A 15,936-nucleotide genomic window follows, 5' to 3' on the forward strand; every position below is an offset into this window, starting at 1 on the left:
GGCGACAACGTCGCCATGGAAGTGGCGCTGATCGCCCCGATCGCCATGGACGAAGGCCTGCGCTTCGCCATCCGCGAGGGTGGCCGCACCGTCGGTGCCGGCGTCGTCGCCAAGATCGTCGAGTGATGCTATAGGCTTGCCTCCCCCGCCGAGCCACAGGTTCGGCGGGGGAGTTTTATCTGTGCAAAGAGTGCGCTTGAGTTTCCGGAACGCGCTGGAAAGCAAAAGCGAAAATTCTTTCGAAAGTCAGGTCGAAAGGCCTTGACACTGCCGCCGAAAGAATGGTTTAAGCGGCCTCCCACGCCGGAAGGTGTGGCCGGACGGAGATAGGAGTGTAGCTCAATTGGTAGAGCACCGGTCTCCAAAACCGGGGGTTGGGGGTTCGAGCCCCTCCACTCCTGCCATCCCGTCCCAATAACGGTTAGGGTAAAAGCGGCGCCCTCACAGTCGCTTCGGAGCTCGCACGGTTCGCACGATGGCTAAAGTCAATCCCGCAGAATTCGCGCGCGAGGTCCGCCGCGAGGTAGCCAGGGTCACCTGGCCGACCCGCAAGGAAACCGGCATCACGACCGCCATGGTGTTCGTCATGGTCGTGCTCGCCGCCCTGTTCTTCCTCGTCGTCGATCAGGTGTTGGCGGTTGCCGTTCGCTTGATCCTTGGGCTGGGAGGCTAAGACATGGCTGCGCGCTGGTACGTCGTTCACGTCTATTCGGGTTTCGAAAAGAAGGTCTCCCAGGCCATCCGCGAAAAGGCGGCTCAGAAGGGTCTGGAAGACAAGTTCGAGGAAATCCTGGTCCCGACCGAAGAAGTGGTCGAAGTGCGCCGGGGTTCCAAGATCAACACCGAACGCAAGTTCTTCCCTGGCTATGTCCTCGTCAAGATGGACCTGACCGACGAATCCTGGTCGCTGGTGAAGAACACGCCGAAGGTCACGGACTTCCTGGGTGGCGGCGGCAAGCCGCAGCCGATTTCCCAGCGCGAAGCCGAGCGGATCATCCATCAGGTGCAGGAAGGCTTTGAGCGCCCCAAGCCCTCGATCACCTTCGAGGTGGGCGAGCAGGTTCGAGTGAGCGACGGTCCCTTCACCTCGTTCAATGGTGTCGTCGAGGAAGTCGACGAAGAGAAGTCCCGCCTCAAGGTGGCGGTATCGATCTTCGGCCGTTCCACGCCGGTCGAGTTGGAATACACGCAGGTCGAAAAGATCTGAGCGCAAGGTTCCAAATTGTTTTGAGTCGGAGCTGCCGGTGCTTGCATCGGTGGCTCCATTCTGTTGCGGGAGGCTCGCCATGGCCGAACCGCGAAACCCCGCGACGCCGCGCCGGACCATCCGGTTTCAGGCGTGAGGCGTCGTCCCAGGAGGTTGTGAGATGGCGAAGAAAATCGTCGGTTACATCAAGCTGCAGGTTCCGGCCGGCAAGGCCAACCCGTCGCCGCCCATCGGCCCGGCGCTCGGTCAGCGCGGCCTGAACATCATGGAGTTCTGCAAGGCGTTCAACGCCAAGACGGCGGACCTGGAAGTCGGCATGCCGATTCCCGTGGTCATCACCGCCTACGGCGACCGCACCTTCACCTTCGTGACCAAGACCCCGCCGGTCAGCTACTTCCTCAAGAAGGCTTCGGGCAAGGACAAGGGTTCGACCACCCCCGGCAAGGGCGGTTTCGTCGGCCAGGTCACGACCTCGCAGATCCGCGAGATCGCCCAGAAGAAGATGGCCGACCTGAACGCGCACGACGTCGAAGCCGCCGCGACCATGATCGCCGGCTCCGCCCGCTCGATGGGCCTCGAAGTGGTGGAGGGCTGATCCTATGGCGAAGCTGGGCAAGCGTCTGACCGACGCCTACAAGACCGTTAACCGCGACTCCTTCTACTCGCTGGAAGAGGCCGTGACCCTGGTGAAGGGTGCCGCCAAGGCCAAGTTCGACGAGACCATCGAAATCGCGATGAACCTCGGCATCGATCCGCGCCACGCCGACCAGATGGTCCGCGGCGTCGTGAACCTGCCGAACGGCACCGGCAAGACCGTGCGCGTGGCGGTGTTCGCCCGCGGCGCCAAGGTCGACGAGGCTCTGGCCGCCGGCGCCGACGTTGTCGGTGGCGATGATCTGGCCGAACAGATCCTGGCCGGCAACATCAACTTCGACCGCTGCATCGCCTCGCCCGACATGATGGGCGTGGTCGGCAAGCTCGGTAAGGTGCTCGGCCCCCGCGGCCTGATGCCGAACCCGAAGCTGGGCACCGTGACCCCCGACGTGGCCGGCGCCGTCAAGGCCGCCAAGGCCGGTGCGGTGGAGTTCCGGGCGGAGAAGACCGGTATCGTTCACGCCGGCGTCGGCAAGGTCAGCTTCTCGGAAGAGGCGCTGGTCCAGAACATCCGCGCCTTCGTCGATGCCATCTCCCGTGCCAAGCCGACCGGCGCCAAGGGCCAGTACCTGCTGAAGGTCTCGCTCTCGTCGACGATGGGCCCGGGCCTGAAGCTCGATCTCACCAGCGTGTCGGCTGCTGCCGGCACCGCGGCGTAATCGACCGTCTTTCACTGCCGGTACCTTTGGGTGCCGGCAGTGACCGGGTGGATGATCCAAGGGGGGCCCCCCCCCGGCGGAACGCCCACCCACCCCTGTCCGAGACCGCAGGTGTCCGCCCCTTCTCCGGAAGGTGAGGGCTTAAAATTCACCGGCGCAGACAGGAGTTGAACCCGTTGACCATTCCGGTCCCCGCCGAGGCGGGGCCGCCGGACCAGGAACGGCTTGAACTTCTGGGACAGGTTCGCCGGACCTCCGGCCCGCAAGGGCAGGGGGTTCATGTAAACCTCTGTACAAGGAGGCGATCCGTGGATCGTACACAAAAAGAAGCGACGATCGCGGCTCTGCAATCGAAGCTCCAGGACACGGGCCTGGTGGTGGTCACCCACCATCTGGGCCTGACGGTGAAGGAAGTCACCGACCTGCGTGCGAAGGTTCGGGCTGCTGGCGCCAGCTTCAAAGTGACGAAGAACCGGCTCGCCCGTCGTTCCCTTCAGGGGACGCAGTTCGAGGGTCTGGACGGTCTCTTCAAGGGACCGACGGCGATCGCTTACTCGAAGGATCCCGTTGCGGCCGCCAAGGTGGTGGCCGACTACGCGAAAACCAACGAGAAGCTCAAGATCGTCGGCGCCAGCCTCGGCACCCAGATTCTGGACGCGGAGGGGGTCAAGGCCCTCGCCTCGCTCCCGTCGCTGGACGAACTGCGTGGCCGCCTCGTGGGCATGATCCAGACCCCGGCGACCCGTATCGCCGGTGTTCTCCAGGCTCCGGGCGGCCAAGTCGCCCGCGTGCTTGCTGCCTACGCGAAGAAGGACGACGAGGCGGCGGCCTAACCAGGCCTAGTCACTCGTTTTTTACATCCCCAGAACTCAAGTCGTTTGGAGTAGTAACATGGCTGATCTGCAGAAGCTCGTCGACGATCTGTCGGCCCTGACCGTCCTGGAAGCCGCCGAGCTGTCGAAGCTCCTCGAAGAGAAGTGGGGCGTCTCCGCCGCCGCTCCGGTGGCCGTCGCCGCCGCCGGCCCGGCCGCTGCCGCTGCCGCTCCGGCCGAAGAGCAGACCGAATTCACGGTGATCCTCGCCGACGCCGGCGACAAGAAGATCAACGTGATTAAGGAAGTCCGCGCGATCACCGGCCTGGGCCTGAAGGAAGCCAAGGACCTGGTCGAGGGCGCTCCGAAGCCGGTCAAGGAAGGCGCCACGAAGGACGAGGCCGCCAAGATCAAGAAGCAGCTTGAAGAAGCCGGCGCCAAGGTCGATATTAAGTAAGACCTTGTTGCGTACGGAACACACAGTACCAAGCCGGACGGCGGCCGGCCCCCCCGGGGGCCGGCCGCCGCACGGCATTTTCTGCCTTCCGCCGGACCGGGTTCGCCCGGCCCGGCTCTTTCCGTCCCCATCATGGGGATGGTCCGCGCGGGCGCCCTCGGGACCGGTCGACACCAGTCGGCTTGCTCCTACGGTCGGTTGAACGGTCGGTATAACGCGCATCACGTACAGACGTTTGGGGACATCCATGGCCAAATCCTTTACGGGTCGTAAACGTGTTCGGAAGAGCTTCGGGCGCATCCCGGAAGTCACCCAGATGCCCAACCTCATCGAGGTGCAGCGCAGCTCCTACGACCACTTCCTGCAAATGGACGTCGCCCCGGAAAAGCGGGCGAACCTGGGCCTGCAGGAAGTCTTCAAGTCGGTCTTCCCGATCAAGGACTTCTCCGACCGCGCGGTGCTGGATTTCGTCAAGTACGAGCTTGAGCAGCCGAAATACGACGTCGAGGAATGCCAGCAGCGCGGCATGACCTTCGCCGCCCCGCTGAAGGTGACCCTGCGCCTGTCCGTGTTCGACGTCGAGGAAGACACCGGCCTCCGTTCGATCCGCGACATCAAGGAGCAGGACGTCTACATGGGCGACATGCCCCTGATGACGGCCAACGGCACCTTCGTCATCAACGGCACCGAGCGTGTCATCGTCTCGCAGATGCACCGCTCGCCGGGCGTCTTCTTCGACCATGACAAGGGCAAGACCCACGCGTCAGGCAAGTATCTGTTCGCCGCCCGCGTGATCCCCTATCGCGGTTCCTGGCTCGACTTCGAGTTCGATGCCAAGGATCTCGTCTACGTCCGCATCGACCGCCGCCGCAAGCTGCCGGCCACCACGCTGCTGTTCGCCCTGGACGGCGCGGAGACCGAGGCGCTGCGCGCAGAGCGCAAGGCGAACCGCAAGGACCTGCTGCCCTACGAGGCGCAGGGCATGTCGAAGGAAGAGATCCTCAACTACTTCTACGACACCATCACCTACACCCGCTCTGCTGGCGGTTGGAAGACCCCGTTCAGCGCCGAGCGCATGAAGGGTGTCAAGCTGATCTCCGACCTCGTGGACGCCGCCACTGGCGCCGTCGTCGCCGAGGCCGGCGCCAAGATGACGCCGCGCGCCATCAAGAAGCTGGTCGAGGCCGGCCTGACCGAGCAGCAGGTCTCCACCGAGGAACTGACCGGCCGCTACCTCGCCGTCGACATCATCAACGAGCGCACGGGCGAAGTCCTGTTCGAAGCCGGTGACGAGCTGTCGGCGAGTGACCTCGACAAGCTGGAGAAGACCGGCGTCGACGAGCTGCCGGTGCTGGCGATCGACCATCTGAATGTCGGCGCCTACATCCGCAACACCATGAATGCGGATCGCAATGCCAGCCGTGAAGACGCGCTGATCGACATCTACCGAGTCATGCGTCCGGGCGAGCCGCCGACCCTGGAGTCCGCCGAGGCGCTGTTCTCGGGCCTGTTCTTCGACAGCGAGCGCTACGACCTGTCGGCCGTCGGCCGCGTCAAGATGAATGCGCGCCTGAACTTCCAGACCGACGACCAGATGCGCGTTCTCCGCAAGGAGGACATCCTGGAGATCCTGAAGGTTCTGGTGAACCTGAAGGACGGCCGCGGCGAGATCGACGACATCGACCATCTCGGCAACCGCCGCGTCCGCTCGGTCGGCGAGTTGATGGAGAACCAGTACCGCGTCGGCCTGCTGCGCATGGAACGTGCGATCCGCGAGCGCATGAGCTCGGTCGAGATCGACACGGTGATGCCGCACGACCTGATCAACGCCAAGCCGGCTGCGGCCGCCGTGCGCGAGTTCTTCGGCTCGTCGCAGCTGTCGCAGTTCATGGACCAGACCAACCCGCTGTCCGAGATCACGCACAAGCGTCGTCTCTCGGCCCTCGGTCCGGGCGGTCTGACCCGCGAGCGTGCCGGCTTCGAAGTGCGCGACGTGCACCCGACGCACTATGGCCGCATCTGCCCGATTGAGACGCCGGAAGGTCCGAACATCGGTCTGATCAACTCGCTGGCGACCTATGCCCGCGTCAACCAGTACGGCTTCATCGAGAGCCCGTACCGCAAGGTCATCGACGGCAAGGTCACCAACGAGGTGGTCTATCTGTCGGCGATGGAGGAGGGCCGCTACGTCGTCGCCCAGGCGAACGCCGAGCTGAACGCGGACAACAGCTTCGCCGCCGATCTGGTGTCCTGCCGCCAGGGCGGTGAATACCTGATGTTCCGGCCCGAGGCGATCGACCTGATCGACGTATCGCCGAAGCAGCTGGTGTCCGTCGCTGCGGCGCTGATCCCGTTCCTGGAGAACGACGACGCAAACCGTGCGCTGATGGGCTCGAACATGCAGCGTCAGGCGGTGCCGCTGGTCAAGGCCGACGCCCCGCTGGTCGGCACCGGCATGGAGGCGACCGTCGCCCGCGACAGCGGCGTGACCATCGTCGCCAAGCGCTCGGGCGTGGTCGACCAGGTCGACGCTACCCGCATCGTCGTCCGCGCCACCGACAGTTCGGACAGCACGGCGCCGGGCGTCGACATCTACAATCTGCTGAAGTTCCAGCGCTCCAACCAGAACACCTGCATCACCCAGCGTCCGCTGGTGAAGGTCGGTGACCGGGTGAACGCCGGCGACATCGTGGCCGACGGTCCGTCGACCGATCTCGGCGAACTGGCGCTCGGCCGGAACGTGCTCGTCGCGTTCATGCCGTGGAACGGCTACAACTTCGAGGACTCGATCCTCATCAACGAGCGCATCGTCAAGGACGACGTCTTCACCTCGATCCACATCGAGGAGTTCGAGGTCATGGCCCGCGACACCAAGCTGGGCCAGGAGGAAATCACCCGCGACATTCCGAACGTGGGTGAGGAAGCTCTGAAGAACCTCGACGAGGCCGGCATCGTCTATATTGGCGCCGAAGTCCGTCCGGGCGACATCCTGGTCGGCAAGGTGACGCCGAAGGGCGAAAGCCCGATGACGCCGGAAGAAAAGCTGCTGCGCGCCATCTTCGGCGAAAAGGCCTCGGATGTCCGCGACACCTCGTTGCGCCTGCCGCCGGGCGTCGTCGGCACCATCGTCGAGGTCCGCGTGTTCAGCCGTCGCGGTGTCGACAAGGACGAGCGCGCGCTCGCCATCGAACGCGCCGAGATCGAGAAGCTGGCCAAGGACCGCGACGACGAGCGTGGTATCCTGGAGCGCAGCTTCTACACCCGCCTGAAGGAAGTGCTGATCGGCCAGACCGCCCAGTCCGGCCCCAAGGGCATGAAGGGCGGCACGGTCCTGACCGAAGAGGTGCTGGCCGGCCTGTCGAAGGGCCTGTGGCGCCAGATCGCCATTGCCGACGAGACGGTGATGGAGACGGTCGAGAACCTGGCCAAGGTGTTCGACGACTCGATCAAGGCCCTGCAGGACCGCTTCGAGAACAAGGTCGACAAGCTGCAGCGTGGTGACGAGCTGCCGCCGGGCGTCATGAAGATGGTCAAGGTCTTCGTCGCGGTGAAGCGCAAGCTGCAGCCGGGCGACAAGATGGCCGGTCGTCATGGCAACAAGGGTGTCGTCTCGCGCATCATCCCGCAGGAGGACATGCCCTACCTGGAGGACGGCACCCCCGTCGATCTGGTGCTGAACCCGCTGGGCGTGCCGTCGCGCATGAATGTCGGTCAGATCCTGGAAACCCACCTCGGTTGGGCGGCTTCGGGTCTCGGCAAGCAGATCGGCCGCGCGGTCGACCAGTATCGTTTGGCGATCCGCCAGAAGGCCGAAGGCGCTCCCCAGCTGGAGGCCCTGCGTGGCACGCTGAAGTCGGCGTACGGCGAGGTGACCTACAACGAGGATATCGCCGACATGACCGACGGCGAGCTGCTGGAGCTGGGCGGCAACCTGCGCAAGGGCGTGCCCTTCGCGACGCCGGTCTTCGACGGCGCCCGCGAGGAGGACATCTGCGTCCATCTGGAACGCGCCGGCTTCGACCGGTCGGGCCAGTCGACGCTGGTGGACGGACGTACCGGCGAGACCTTCGACCGTAAGGTCACCGTCGGCTACATCTACATGCTGAAGCTGCACCACCTCGTGGACGACAAGATCCACGCCCGGTCGATCGGTCCCTACTCGCTGGTCACGCAGCAGCCGCTGGGTGGCAAGGCCCAGTTCGGCGGTCAGCGCTTCGGTGAGATGGAGGTCTGGGCGCTGGAAGCCTATGGCGCCGCCTACACGCTGCAGGAAATGCTGACGGTGAAGTCGGACGACGTGTCCGGCCGCACCAAGGTCTACGAGGCGATCGTCCGCGGCGACGACAACTTCGAGGCCGGCATTCCGGAGTCGTTCAACGTGCTGGTCAAGGAGCTGCGCTCGCTCGGCCTGAACGTCGAACTGAACCAGCGGGACTACTGAGCCGGTCTGACGTGACCCAGGCCCCGGATCGGCGCGTGTGCGCCGCTCCGGGGCATTGCACTGCTTTTAACCGACAACGCGGCGATGCCAGCGGGAGACGGTCATGAATGAGTTGATGAACATTTTCGGCCAGGTCCAGGGGCCGCAGAGCTTCGATCAGATCCGTATCCAGATCGCGAGCCCCGAGCGGATCCGGTCCTGGTCCTACGGCGAGATCAAGAAGCCGGAAACCATCAACTATCGCACCTTCAAGCCGGAGCGCGACGGCCTGTTCTGCGCCCGCATCTTCGGCCCGATCAAGGATTACGAGTGCTTGTGCGGCAAGTACAAGCGCATGAAGTATCGCGGCATCATCTGCGAGAAGTGCGGCGTCGAGGTCACGCTGTCGAAGGTCCGGCGCGAGCGCATGGGCCACATCGAGCTGGCGTCGCCGGTCGCGCACATCTGGTTCCTGAAGTCGCTGCCGAGCCGCATCGGCCTGCTGCTCGACATGACGCTCAAGGATCTGGAGCGCATCCTCTATTTCGAAAACTACGTCGTCATCGAGCCGGGCCTCACCCCGCTGAAGCTGCATTCGCTGCTCAGCGAGGAAGAGTACATGAATGCTCAGGACGAGTATGGCGAGGACGCCTTCACCGCGTCGATCGGCGCCGAAGCTCTGCGCATCATGCTGTCCGCGCTCGATCTCGACGAGGAGAAGAAGCGCTGCCGTGAGGATCTGCGCGACACCAACTCCGAAGCCAAGCGCAAGAAGCTGGTCAAGCGCCTGAAGCTGATCGATGCCTTCCTGGCTTCGCAGTCGCGGCCGGAGTGGATGATCCTGGAAGTCATTCCGGTGATCCCGCCCGAGCTGCGTCCGCTGGTGCCGCTGGACGGCGGCCGCTTCGCCACGTCCGACCTGAACGACCTGTACCGCCGCGTCATCAACCGTAACAACCGTCTGAAGCGGCTGATCGAGCTGAAGGCGCCGGACATCATCGTCCGCAACGAGAAGCGCATGCTGCAGGAGGCCGTCGACGCTCTGTTCGACAACGGCCGCCGTGGCCGCGTCATCACCGGCGCCAACAAGCGTCCGCTGAAGTCGCTGTCCGACATGCTGAAGGGCAAGCAGGGCCGCTTCCGTCAGAACCTGCTCGGCAAGCGCGTCGACTATTCCGGCCGTTCGGTCATCGTGGTCGGTCCGGAGCTGAAGCTGCACCAGTGCGGCCTGCCGAAGAAGATGGCGCTGGAGCTGTTCAAGCCCTTCATCTACGCGAAGCTGGAACTGTACGGTCTCGCGTCCACCATCAAGGCCGCCAAGCGGATGGTGGAGAAGGAGCGTCCCGAGGTGTGGGACATCCTGGAGGAGGTCATCCGCGAACATCCGGTGATGCTGAACCGTGCGCCGACGCTGCACCGTCTCGGCATCCAGGCGTTCGAGCCGACGCTGATCGAAGGCAAGGCGATCCAGCTGCACCCGCTGGTCTGCACGGCCTTCAATGCCGACTTCGACGGCGATCAGATGGCCGTGCACGTCCCGCTGAGCCTCGAGGCCCAGCTGGAAGCGCGCGTCCTGATGATGTCGACCAACAACATCCTGTCGCCCGCCAACGGCAAGCCGATCATCGTGCCGTCGCAGGACATCGTGCTCGGCATCTACTACATCTCCATGGACCGCCCCAGTGAGAAGGGCGAGAACATGGTGTTCGCCAACGTCTCGGAAATCGAGCAGGCGCTGAACGCCAAGGTTCTGTCGATCCATGCAAAGATCAAGGCGCGCTACGTCGGTGTCGACGACGAGGGCAACGAGAAGATCAGCATCGTCGAGACGACGCCGGGCCGCATGCTCCTGTCGGAGATCCTGCCGCGTCACCCGAAGGTGCCCTTCTCGCTGATCAACCGCGTCCTGACCAAGAAGGACGTCGGCAACGTCATCGACGCCGTCTACCGCCATTGCGGTCAGAAGGAGACGGTGATCTTCGCCGACCGCCTGATGAAGCTCGGCTTCGGCCACGCCTGCCGCGCCGGCATCTCCTTCGGCAAGGACGACATGGTCATCCCCGCCGCCAAGGAGAAGCTGGTCAACGAGTCGAAGGAGCGGGTGAAGGAGTTCGAGCAGCAGTATCTCGACGGTCTGATCACCCAGGGCGAGAAGTACAACAAGGTCGTCGACGTGTGGTCGGAGTGCACCGAAAAGGTCGCCTCCGAGATGATGAAGTCGATCTCGACCACCGAAGCCGGCAAGCCGGTCAACTCGGTGTACATGATGGCCCACTCCGGTGCGCGTGGTTCCGCCGCGCAGATCCGTCAGCTGGCCGGCATGCGCGGCCTGATGGCCAAGCCGTCGGGCGAGATCATCGAGACGCCGATCATCTCGAACTTCAAGGAAGGCTTGACCGTGCTGGAGTACTTCAACTCCACCCACGGCGCCCGCAAGGGTCTGGCCGACACCGCCTTGAAGACCGCCAACTCCGGTTACCTCACCCGCCGTCTGGTCGACGTGGCGCAGGACGCCATCATCGTCGAGCATGATTGCGGCACCGAACGCGGCATCACCGTGAAGGCGGTGATCGACGGCGGCGAAGTCATCAGCCCGCTGGGCGACCGCATCCTCGGCCGCACCGCGGTCGGCGACGTGATCGACCCGCTGAACGGCGAGCTGATCATCGAGGACGGCGGCCTGATCGACGAGCCGACGGTCGACCGCATCGAGCGGTCGGGCATCGACTCGGTCAAGATCCGCTCGGTCCTGACCTGCGAGACCCGCGACGGCGTCTGCGCCAAGTGCTACGGCCGTGATCTGGCGCGCGGCACCCTGGTCAACACCGGCGAGGCGGTCGGCGTCATCGCGGCCCAGTCGATCGGCGAGCCGGGCACCCAGCTGACGATGCGTACCTTCCACATCGGCGGTGCGGCGCAGCGTGGTGCCGAGCAGAGCCAGATCGAGGCGGCGTTCGACGCCACGGTGCGGATCAACAACCGCAACGTCGTCATGAACTCATCGGGCATCCCGGTCGTCATGGGCCGCAGCACCGAAGTGATCCTGCTCGACGAGCAGGGCCGCGAGCGGGCGCGTCACCGCGTGCCGTACGGCGCCAAGCTGCTGGCCGACGAGGGCGTGAAGGTCGAACGCGGCGCCAAGCTGGCCGAGTGGGACCCCTACACCCTGCCGATCATCACCGAGCGCGCCGGTACCGCCCGCTACATCGACCTCGTGGAAGGTATCTCCATGCGCGAGGTGATGGACGAGGCGACGGGCATCAGCTCCAAGGTGGTGGTCGACTGGCGGCAGCAGCCGCGCGGTGCCGATCTGAAGCCGCGCATCGCGCTGGTGGACGACCGGGGCGAGCTGATCACTCTGCCGAACGGCCTGGAAGCCCGCTACTTCATGTCGGTGGACGCCATCCTGTCGGTGGAGAACGGTGCCGAGGTGAAGGCCGGCGACGTGCTGGCCCGTATCCCGCGCGAATCGTCCAAGACCCGCGACATCACCGGCGGTCTGCCGCGCGTGGCCGAACTGTTCGAAGCGCGCCGTCCGAAGGACTTCGCAATTATCTCGGAAATGAGCGGGCGCGTCGAATTCGGCAAGGACTACAAGACCAAGCGCCGCATCGTCGTCCGCAACGACGAGACCGGCGACGAGAAGGAGTATCTGATCCCGAAGGGCAAGCACATCTCCGTGCAGGAGGGTGACTATGTCGAACGCGGCGATCTGCTGATGGACGGCAACCCGGTGCCGCACGACATCCTGTCGGTGATGGGTGTGGAGGCCTTGGCCGACTATCTGATCAACGAGATCCAGGACGTCTATCGACTGCAGGGCGTGAAGATCAACGACAAGCACATCGAGGTGATCGTTCGCCAGATGCTGCAGAAGGTCGAGATCACCGACGCCGGCGAGACCACCTTCCTGGTGGGCGAGCAGGTCGACCGTCAGGAATTCGACGAGGAGAACGAGAAGACCGTCGCGGAAGGCCTGCAGCCGGCCCACGGCCACCCGGTTCTCCAGGGCATCACCAAGGCCAGCCTGCAGACGCGGTCCTTCATCTCGGCCGCATCGTTCCAGGAGACCACCCGCGTCCTCACGGAAGCGGCCGTCGGCGGCAAGGTCGACAACCTGGAAGGCCTGAAGGAGAACGTCATCGTCGGCCGTCTGATCCCGGCCGGCACGGGCTCCGTGGTGAACCGCCTGAAGCTGATCGCCGCCGAGCGTGACCGCGAAGCGGCCCTGGAGGCCGGCGCCCCGGAGGAAACTCCGGCGCTGCCGACCCCGGGTGAGGAAAGCTCCGCAGCCTGATCCATCGGGGCAATTGAGTAGGGGAGGGGGCGCGTTCCGGGAGGGACGCGCCTTTTCCTTTTGGCTCCCGCGCCGGCTCTGCGGGACCGTTCGCAAGCTGAAATACCGTCCTTGACTCTCCCGCGGCCTTTCCCTAAAGTCCGCGAACTTCAAAGGACGCCGGGGCTCTCCGTGCGTCCGCTTGAATCCACCGATCCCGCCGATCGGAGTCCTCCGGTCGGCTTTCGCTCATTCAGCCCGCTCGGAACGGCAACGTTTCGCAGGCGGGCTTTTGCTTCGTCCGGCTCGTCCGGCCGAGTGATCTTGAAGGGATGAAGGGCAGATATGCCGACGATCAACCAGTTGATCCGTAAGCCGCGCGAGCCGTTGGCCGCGCGCAACAAGGTTCCCGCGATGGAGGCCTGCCCGCAGAAGCGTGGCGTCTGCACTCGCGTCTACACCACCACCCCGAAGAAGCCGAACTCGGCGCTCCGTAAGGTTGCCCGCGTTCGTCTGACGAACGGCTTCGAGGTGACGAGCTACATCCCTGGTGAGGGTCACAACCTCCAGGAACACTCGGTGGTCATGATCCGCGGCGGTCGTGTGAAGGATCTTCCCGGCGTTCGCTATCACATCATTCGCGGCACGCTGGATACCCAGGGCGTCAAGGATCGTAAGCAGCGTCGTTCGAAGTACGGCGCGAAGCGTCCGAAGTAAGGAGAACTCACGATGTCCCGTCGTCATCGCGCCGAGAAGCGTGAAGTCCTGCCGGACGCCAAGTATGGCGACCGCGTTCTGACCAAGTTCATGAACTGCCTGATGCTGGACGGCAAGAAGTCGGCCGCCGAAGGCATCGTCTACGGTGCGCTGGGCCGTATCGAGGTCAAGACCAAGAACGACCCCGTTCAGGTTTTCCACGATGCGCTCGCCAACGTGAAGCCGCATCTCGAAGTCCGCTCGCGCCGCGTCGGTGGTGCGACCTACCAGGTTCCGGTCGAGGTCCGTTCGGACCGCGCCCAGGCCCTGGCCATCCGTTGGCTGATCAGCGCCGCCCGCGCCCGCTCGGAAAACACCATGACCGAGCGTCTGTCGGGTGAGTTGCTCGACGCCGCCAGCCAGCGCGGCACTGCCGTGAAGAAGCGCGAAGACACGCACCGCATGGCGGAAGCCAACAAGGCGTTCTCGCACTACCGCTGGTAAGGTTCACGCCTGTCCTGGTGATTTTGCATGCCCCGTTCGCACGCCCTCGACCGTTACCGCAACATCGGCATCATGGCTCACATCGATGCCGGCAAGACGACGACGACCGAGCGCATCCTGTTCTACACCGGCAAGTCCTATCGCATGGGCGAGGTCAATGACGGCACCGCCGTCATGGACTGGATGGAGCAGGAGCAGGAGCGGGGCATCACCATCACCTCGGCGGCCACGACCTGTTTCTGGCGCGACCACCGCATCAATATCATCGACACGCCCGGTCACGTGGATTTCACCATCGAGGTCGAGCGGTCGCTGCGGGTCCTGGATGGCGCCGTCGCCATCTTCGACGCGGTTGCGGGGGTCGAACCCCAGACCGAGACCGTGTGGCGGCAGGCCGACAAGTACGGCGTGCCGCGCATGGCCTTCATCAATAAAATGGACCGCGTCGGCGCCGATTTCGAAGGCTGTGTCGCCATGATGGCCGACCGCCTGGGCGTGAAGCCGTTGGTCCTGCAACTGCCCATCGGCAGCGAGGCCGGCTTTTCCGGCGTCCTCGATCTGGTCGCCATGCGCGCCACGATCTGGAAGGCCGAGACTCTCGGTGCCGAATTCGAGCATGCGGACATTCCCGAGGATATGGCCGGACCGGCCGCGAGTGCCCGTCAGGCACTGCTGGAGGCCGTGCTCGACCTCGACGAGGCGGCGATGGCCGCCTATCTGGAGCGCGGCGAAGAGCCTGCACCCGACGCCCTGCGCACACTGATCCGCAAGGGTACGATTTCCGGTGCCTTGGTTCCCGTGCTGTGTGGTTCCGCCTTCCGCAACAAGGGCATCCAACCGATGCTCGACGCCGTGGTCGATTACCTGCCGGCACCGAACGACATCGGTGCCGTCAAGGGCCACGCCGTCGGCGGCGAGCGATCGGAAGAGCGTGCGGCCAATGACAGCGCCCCGTTTTCCGGTCTCGCCTTCAAGGTGATGAACGATCCCTATGTCGGGACGCTCACCTTCTGCCGCATCTATTCCGGCACCGCCAGCGTCGGCGATTCGCTGCTGAACCCGGTGAAGGGGGAGCGCGAGAAGATCGGCCGCATGCTGCTGATGCATGCCAACAGCCGCGAAGACATCGAGCGCGCCCACACCGGCGACATCGTGGCCTTTGCCGGGCTGGAGCATACCGCCACCGGCGACACGTTGTGCGACCCCGCCAAGCCGATCATGCTGGAACGTCTGGACGTTCCGGAGCCGGTGATCGAGATTGTGGTGGAGCCACGCACCGACGCCGATCGTGACAGGATGGCTGCGGCGCTGAATCGCCTGGGCCATGAGGACCCGTCGCTTCAGGTCTCGGTCGACCGCGAAAGCGGACAGACCGTGATCCGCGGCATGGGCGAACTGCATCTCGACATCATCGTCGATCGCATGAGGCGCGAGTTCCGTGTCGATGCCGCCGTCGGCGCGCCGAAGGTTGCCTATCGCGAGACCGTGCTGCGCTCGGCCGAGATCGATCATGTCCATGCCCGCCAGACCGGCGACCGCGCCCAGTTTGCGCGCGTGATGCTGAAGCTGGAGGCGCTGGACCGCGGCGCCGGCTTCGTCTTCGAGAACCGCGCGGCCGGCTTGCCGCGCGAGTTCGTCGCCGGCGTGCAGAAGGGGCTGGAGGCTGCGAAGGACAGCGGGGTCGTCGCCGGCTATCCGGTGGTCGACGTCAAGGCGACCCTGACCGGCGGTGAGGCGCATGACGTCGACAGCTCGCCGCTGGCCTTCGAACTTGCGGCGCGGGCCGCCTTCCGCGAGGCCATGACAAAGGCTGCTCCGGCGCTGTTGGAGCCGCTGATGCGGGTCGAAATCATCACGCCGGACGACTATATGGGCGATGTCATCGGCGACCTGAACGGCCGCCGTGGACAGATCACCGGCATGGACCAGCGCGGCAACGCGCGAATCGTTACGGGACTGGTTCCCTTGGCGGCCATGTTCGGCTATGTGAATTCCCTGCGCTCCATGAGTCAGGGCCGTGCGCAGTACAGCATGCAGTTCGACCATTATGAGCCGGTGCCACAGGCCATCGCGGACGGCGTCCGCGCCAAGGTGGCCTGAAGACCGCTGGAACGATTGAGAAACGGAGAGACCACCCCATGGCGAAGGCAAAGTTCGAGCGGAACAAGCCGCACTGCAACGTTGGCACGATCGGCCACGTCGACCACGGCAAGACGTCGCTGACGGCGGCGATCACGAAGGTGCTGGCGGA

13 protein-coding genes and 1 tRNA gene are annotated in these 15,936 nt (G+C 64.7%); all 14 read left to right on the forward strand.

The window, feature by feature from the left end; all coding sequences use genetic code 11:
* On the forward strand, positions 1-126 hold a 126-nt coding region (locus J2848_RS35340; protein WP_494546057.1), incomplete at its 5' end, for an EF-Tu C-terminal domain-related protein.
* A 202-nt stretch (positions 127-328) separates the two neighbouring features.
* Positions 329-404 (forward strand) — tRNA-Trp (locus J2848_RS35345).
* A 71-nt stretch (positions 405-475) separates the two neighbouring features.
* On the forward strand, positions 476-673 hold the full coding sequence (gene secE / locus J2848_RS35350; protein ID WP_014246876.1) for a preprotein translocase subunit SecE: 198 nt from the start codon (positions 476-478) through the stop codon (positions 671-673).
* A 3-nt stretch (positions 674-676) separates the two neighbouring features.
* Entirely contained in the window at positions 677-1,207 is a 531-nt protein-coding gene (gene nusG, locus J2848_RS35355; RefSeq protein ID WP_012973192.1) for a transcription termination/antitermination protein NusG, read from the forward strand.
* A gap of 160 nt (positions 1,208-1,367) precedes the next feature.
* A complete protein-coding gene (gene rplK, locus J2848_RS35360) occupies positions 1,368-1,802 on the forward strand; it encodes a 50S ribosomal protein L11 (RefSeq protein ID WP_085088102.1) in 435 nt (144 codons plus the stop codon).
* Between the two features lie 4 nt (positions 1,803-1,806).
* Positions 1,807-2,520 (forward strand): 50S ribosomal protein L1, encoded by a 714-nt coding sequence (gene rplA, locus J2848_RS35365; protein WP_149235686.1) that lies wholly within the window; start codon positions 1,807-1,809, stop codon positions 2,518-2,520.
* A gap of 308 nt (positions 2,521-2,828) precedes the next feature.
* A complete protein-coding gene (rplJ, locus tag J2848_RS35370) occupies positions 2,829-3,353 on the forward strand; it encodes a 50S ribosomal protein L10 (RefSeq protein ID WP_098740499.1) in 525 nt (174 codons plus the stop codon).
* A gap of 58 nt (positions 3,354-3,411) precedes the next feature.
* Positions 3,412-3,789, forward strand: coding sequence for a 50S ribosomal protein L7/L12 (gene rplL / locus J2848_RS35375; RefSeq protein WP_014246882.1), 378 nt, complete (start codon positions 3,412-3,414; stop codon positions 3,787-3,789).
* Between the two features lie 247 nt (positions 3,790-4,036).
* Positions 4,037-8,230 carry a DNA-directed RNA polymerase subunit beta gene (gene rpoB, locus J2848_RS35380; RefSeq protein ID WP_149235687.1) on the forward strand — a complete coding sequence of 1,398 codons (4,194 nt, stop codon included), beginning with the start codon at positions 4,037-4,039 and terminating at the stop codon, positions 8,228-8,230.
* A 103-nt stretch (positions 8,231-8,333) separates the two neighbouring features.
* Positions 8,334-12,506, forward strand: coding sequence for a DNA-directed RNA polymerase subunit beta' (gene rpoC, locus J2848_RS35385; RefSeq protein ID WP_149235688.1), 4,173 nt, complete (start codon positions 8,334-8,336; stop codon positions 12,504-12,506).
* Positions 12,507-12,830: 324 nt separating this feature from the next.
* A complete protein-coding gene (gene rpsL / locus J2848_RS35390; RefSeq protein ID WP_012973201.1) occupies positions 12,831-13,202 on the forward strand; it encodes a 30S ribosomal protein S12 in 372 nt (123 codons plus the stop codon).
* A 12-nt stretch (positions 13,203-13,214) separates the two neighbouring features.
* Positions 13,215-13,685: a 30S ribosomal protein S7 gene (gene rpsG / locus J2848_RS35395; RefSeq protein WP_012973202.1), complete on the forward strand. Its 471-nt coding sequence runs from the start codon at positions 13,215-13,217 to the stop codon at positions 13,683-13,685.
* A 27-nt stretch (positions 13,686-13,712) separates the two neighbouring features.
* The gene (fusA, locus tag J2848_RS35400) at positions 13,713-15,785 is read left to right on the forward strand and encodes an elongation factor G (protein WP_149235689.1); all 2,073 of its coding nucleotides are present in this window, start codon (positions 13,713-13,715) and stop codon (positions 15,783-15,785) included.
* Positions 15,786-15,823: 38 nt separating this feature from the next.
* A partial coding sequence (locus tag J2848_RS35405) for a GTP-binding protein (protein ID WP_253568846.1) occupies positions 15,824-15,936 on the forward strand: 113 nt, incomplete at its 3' end.

Origin of the sequence: Azospirillum lipoferum, from assembly GCF_024170005.1 — a bacterium.
GTDB classification, from domain to species: domain Bacteria; phylum Pseudomonadota; class Alphaproteobacteria; order Azospirillales; family Azospirillaceae; genus Azospirillum; species Azospirillum lipoferum.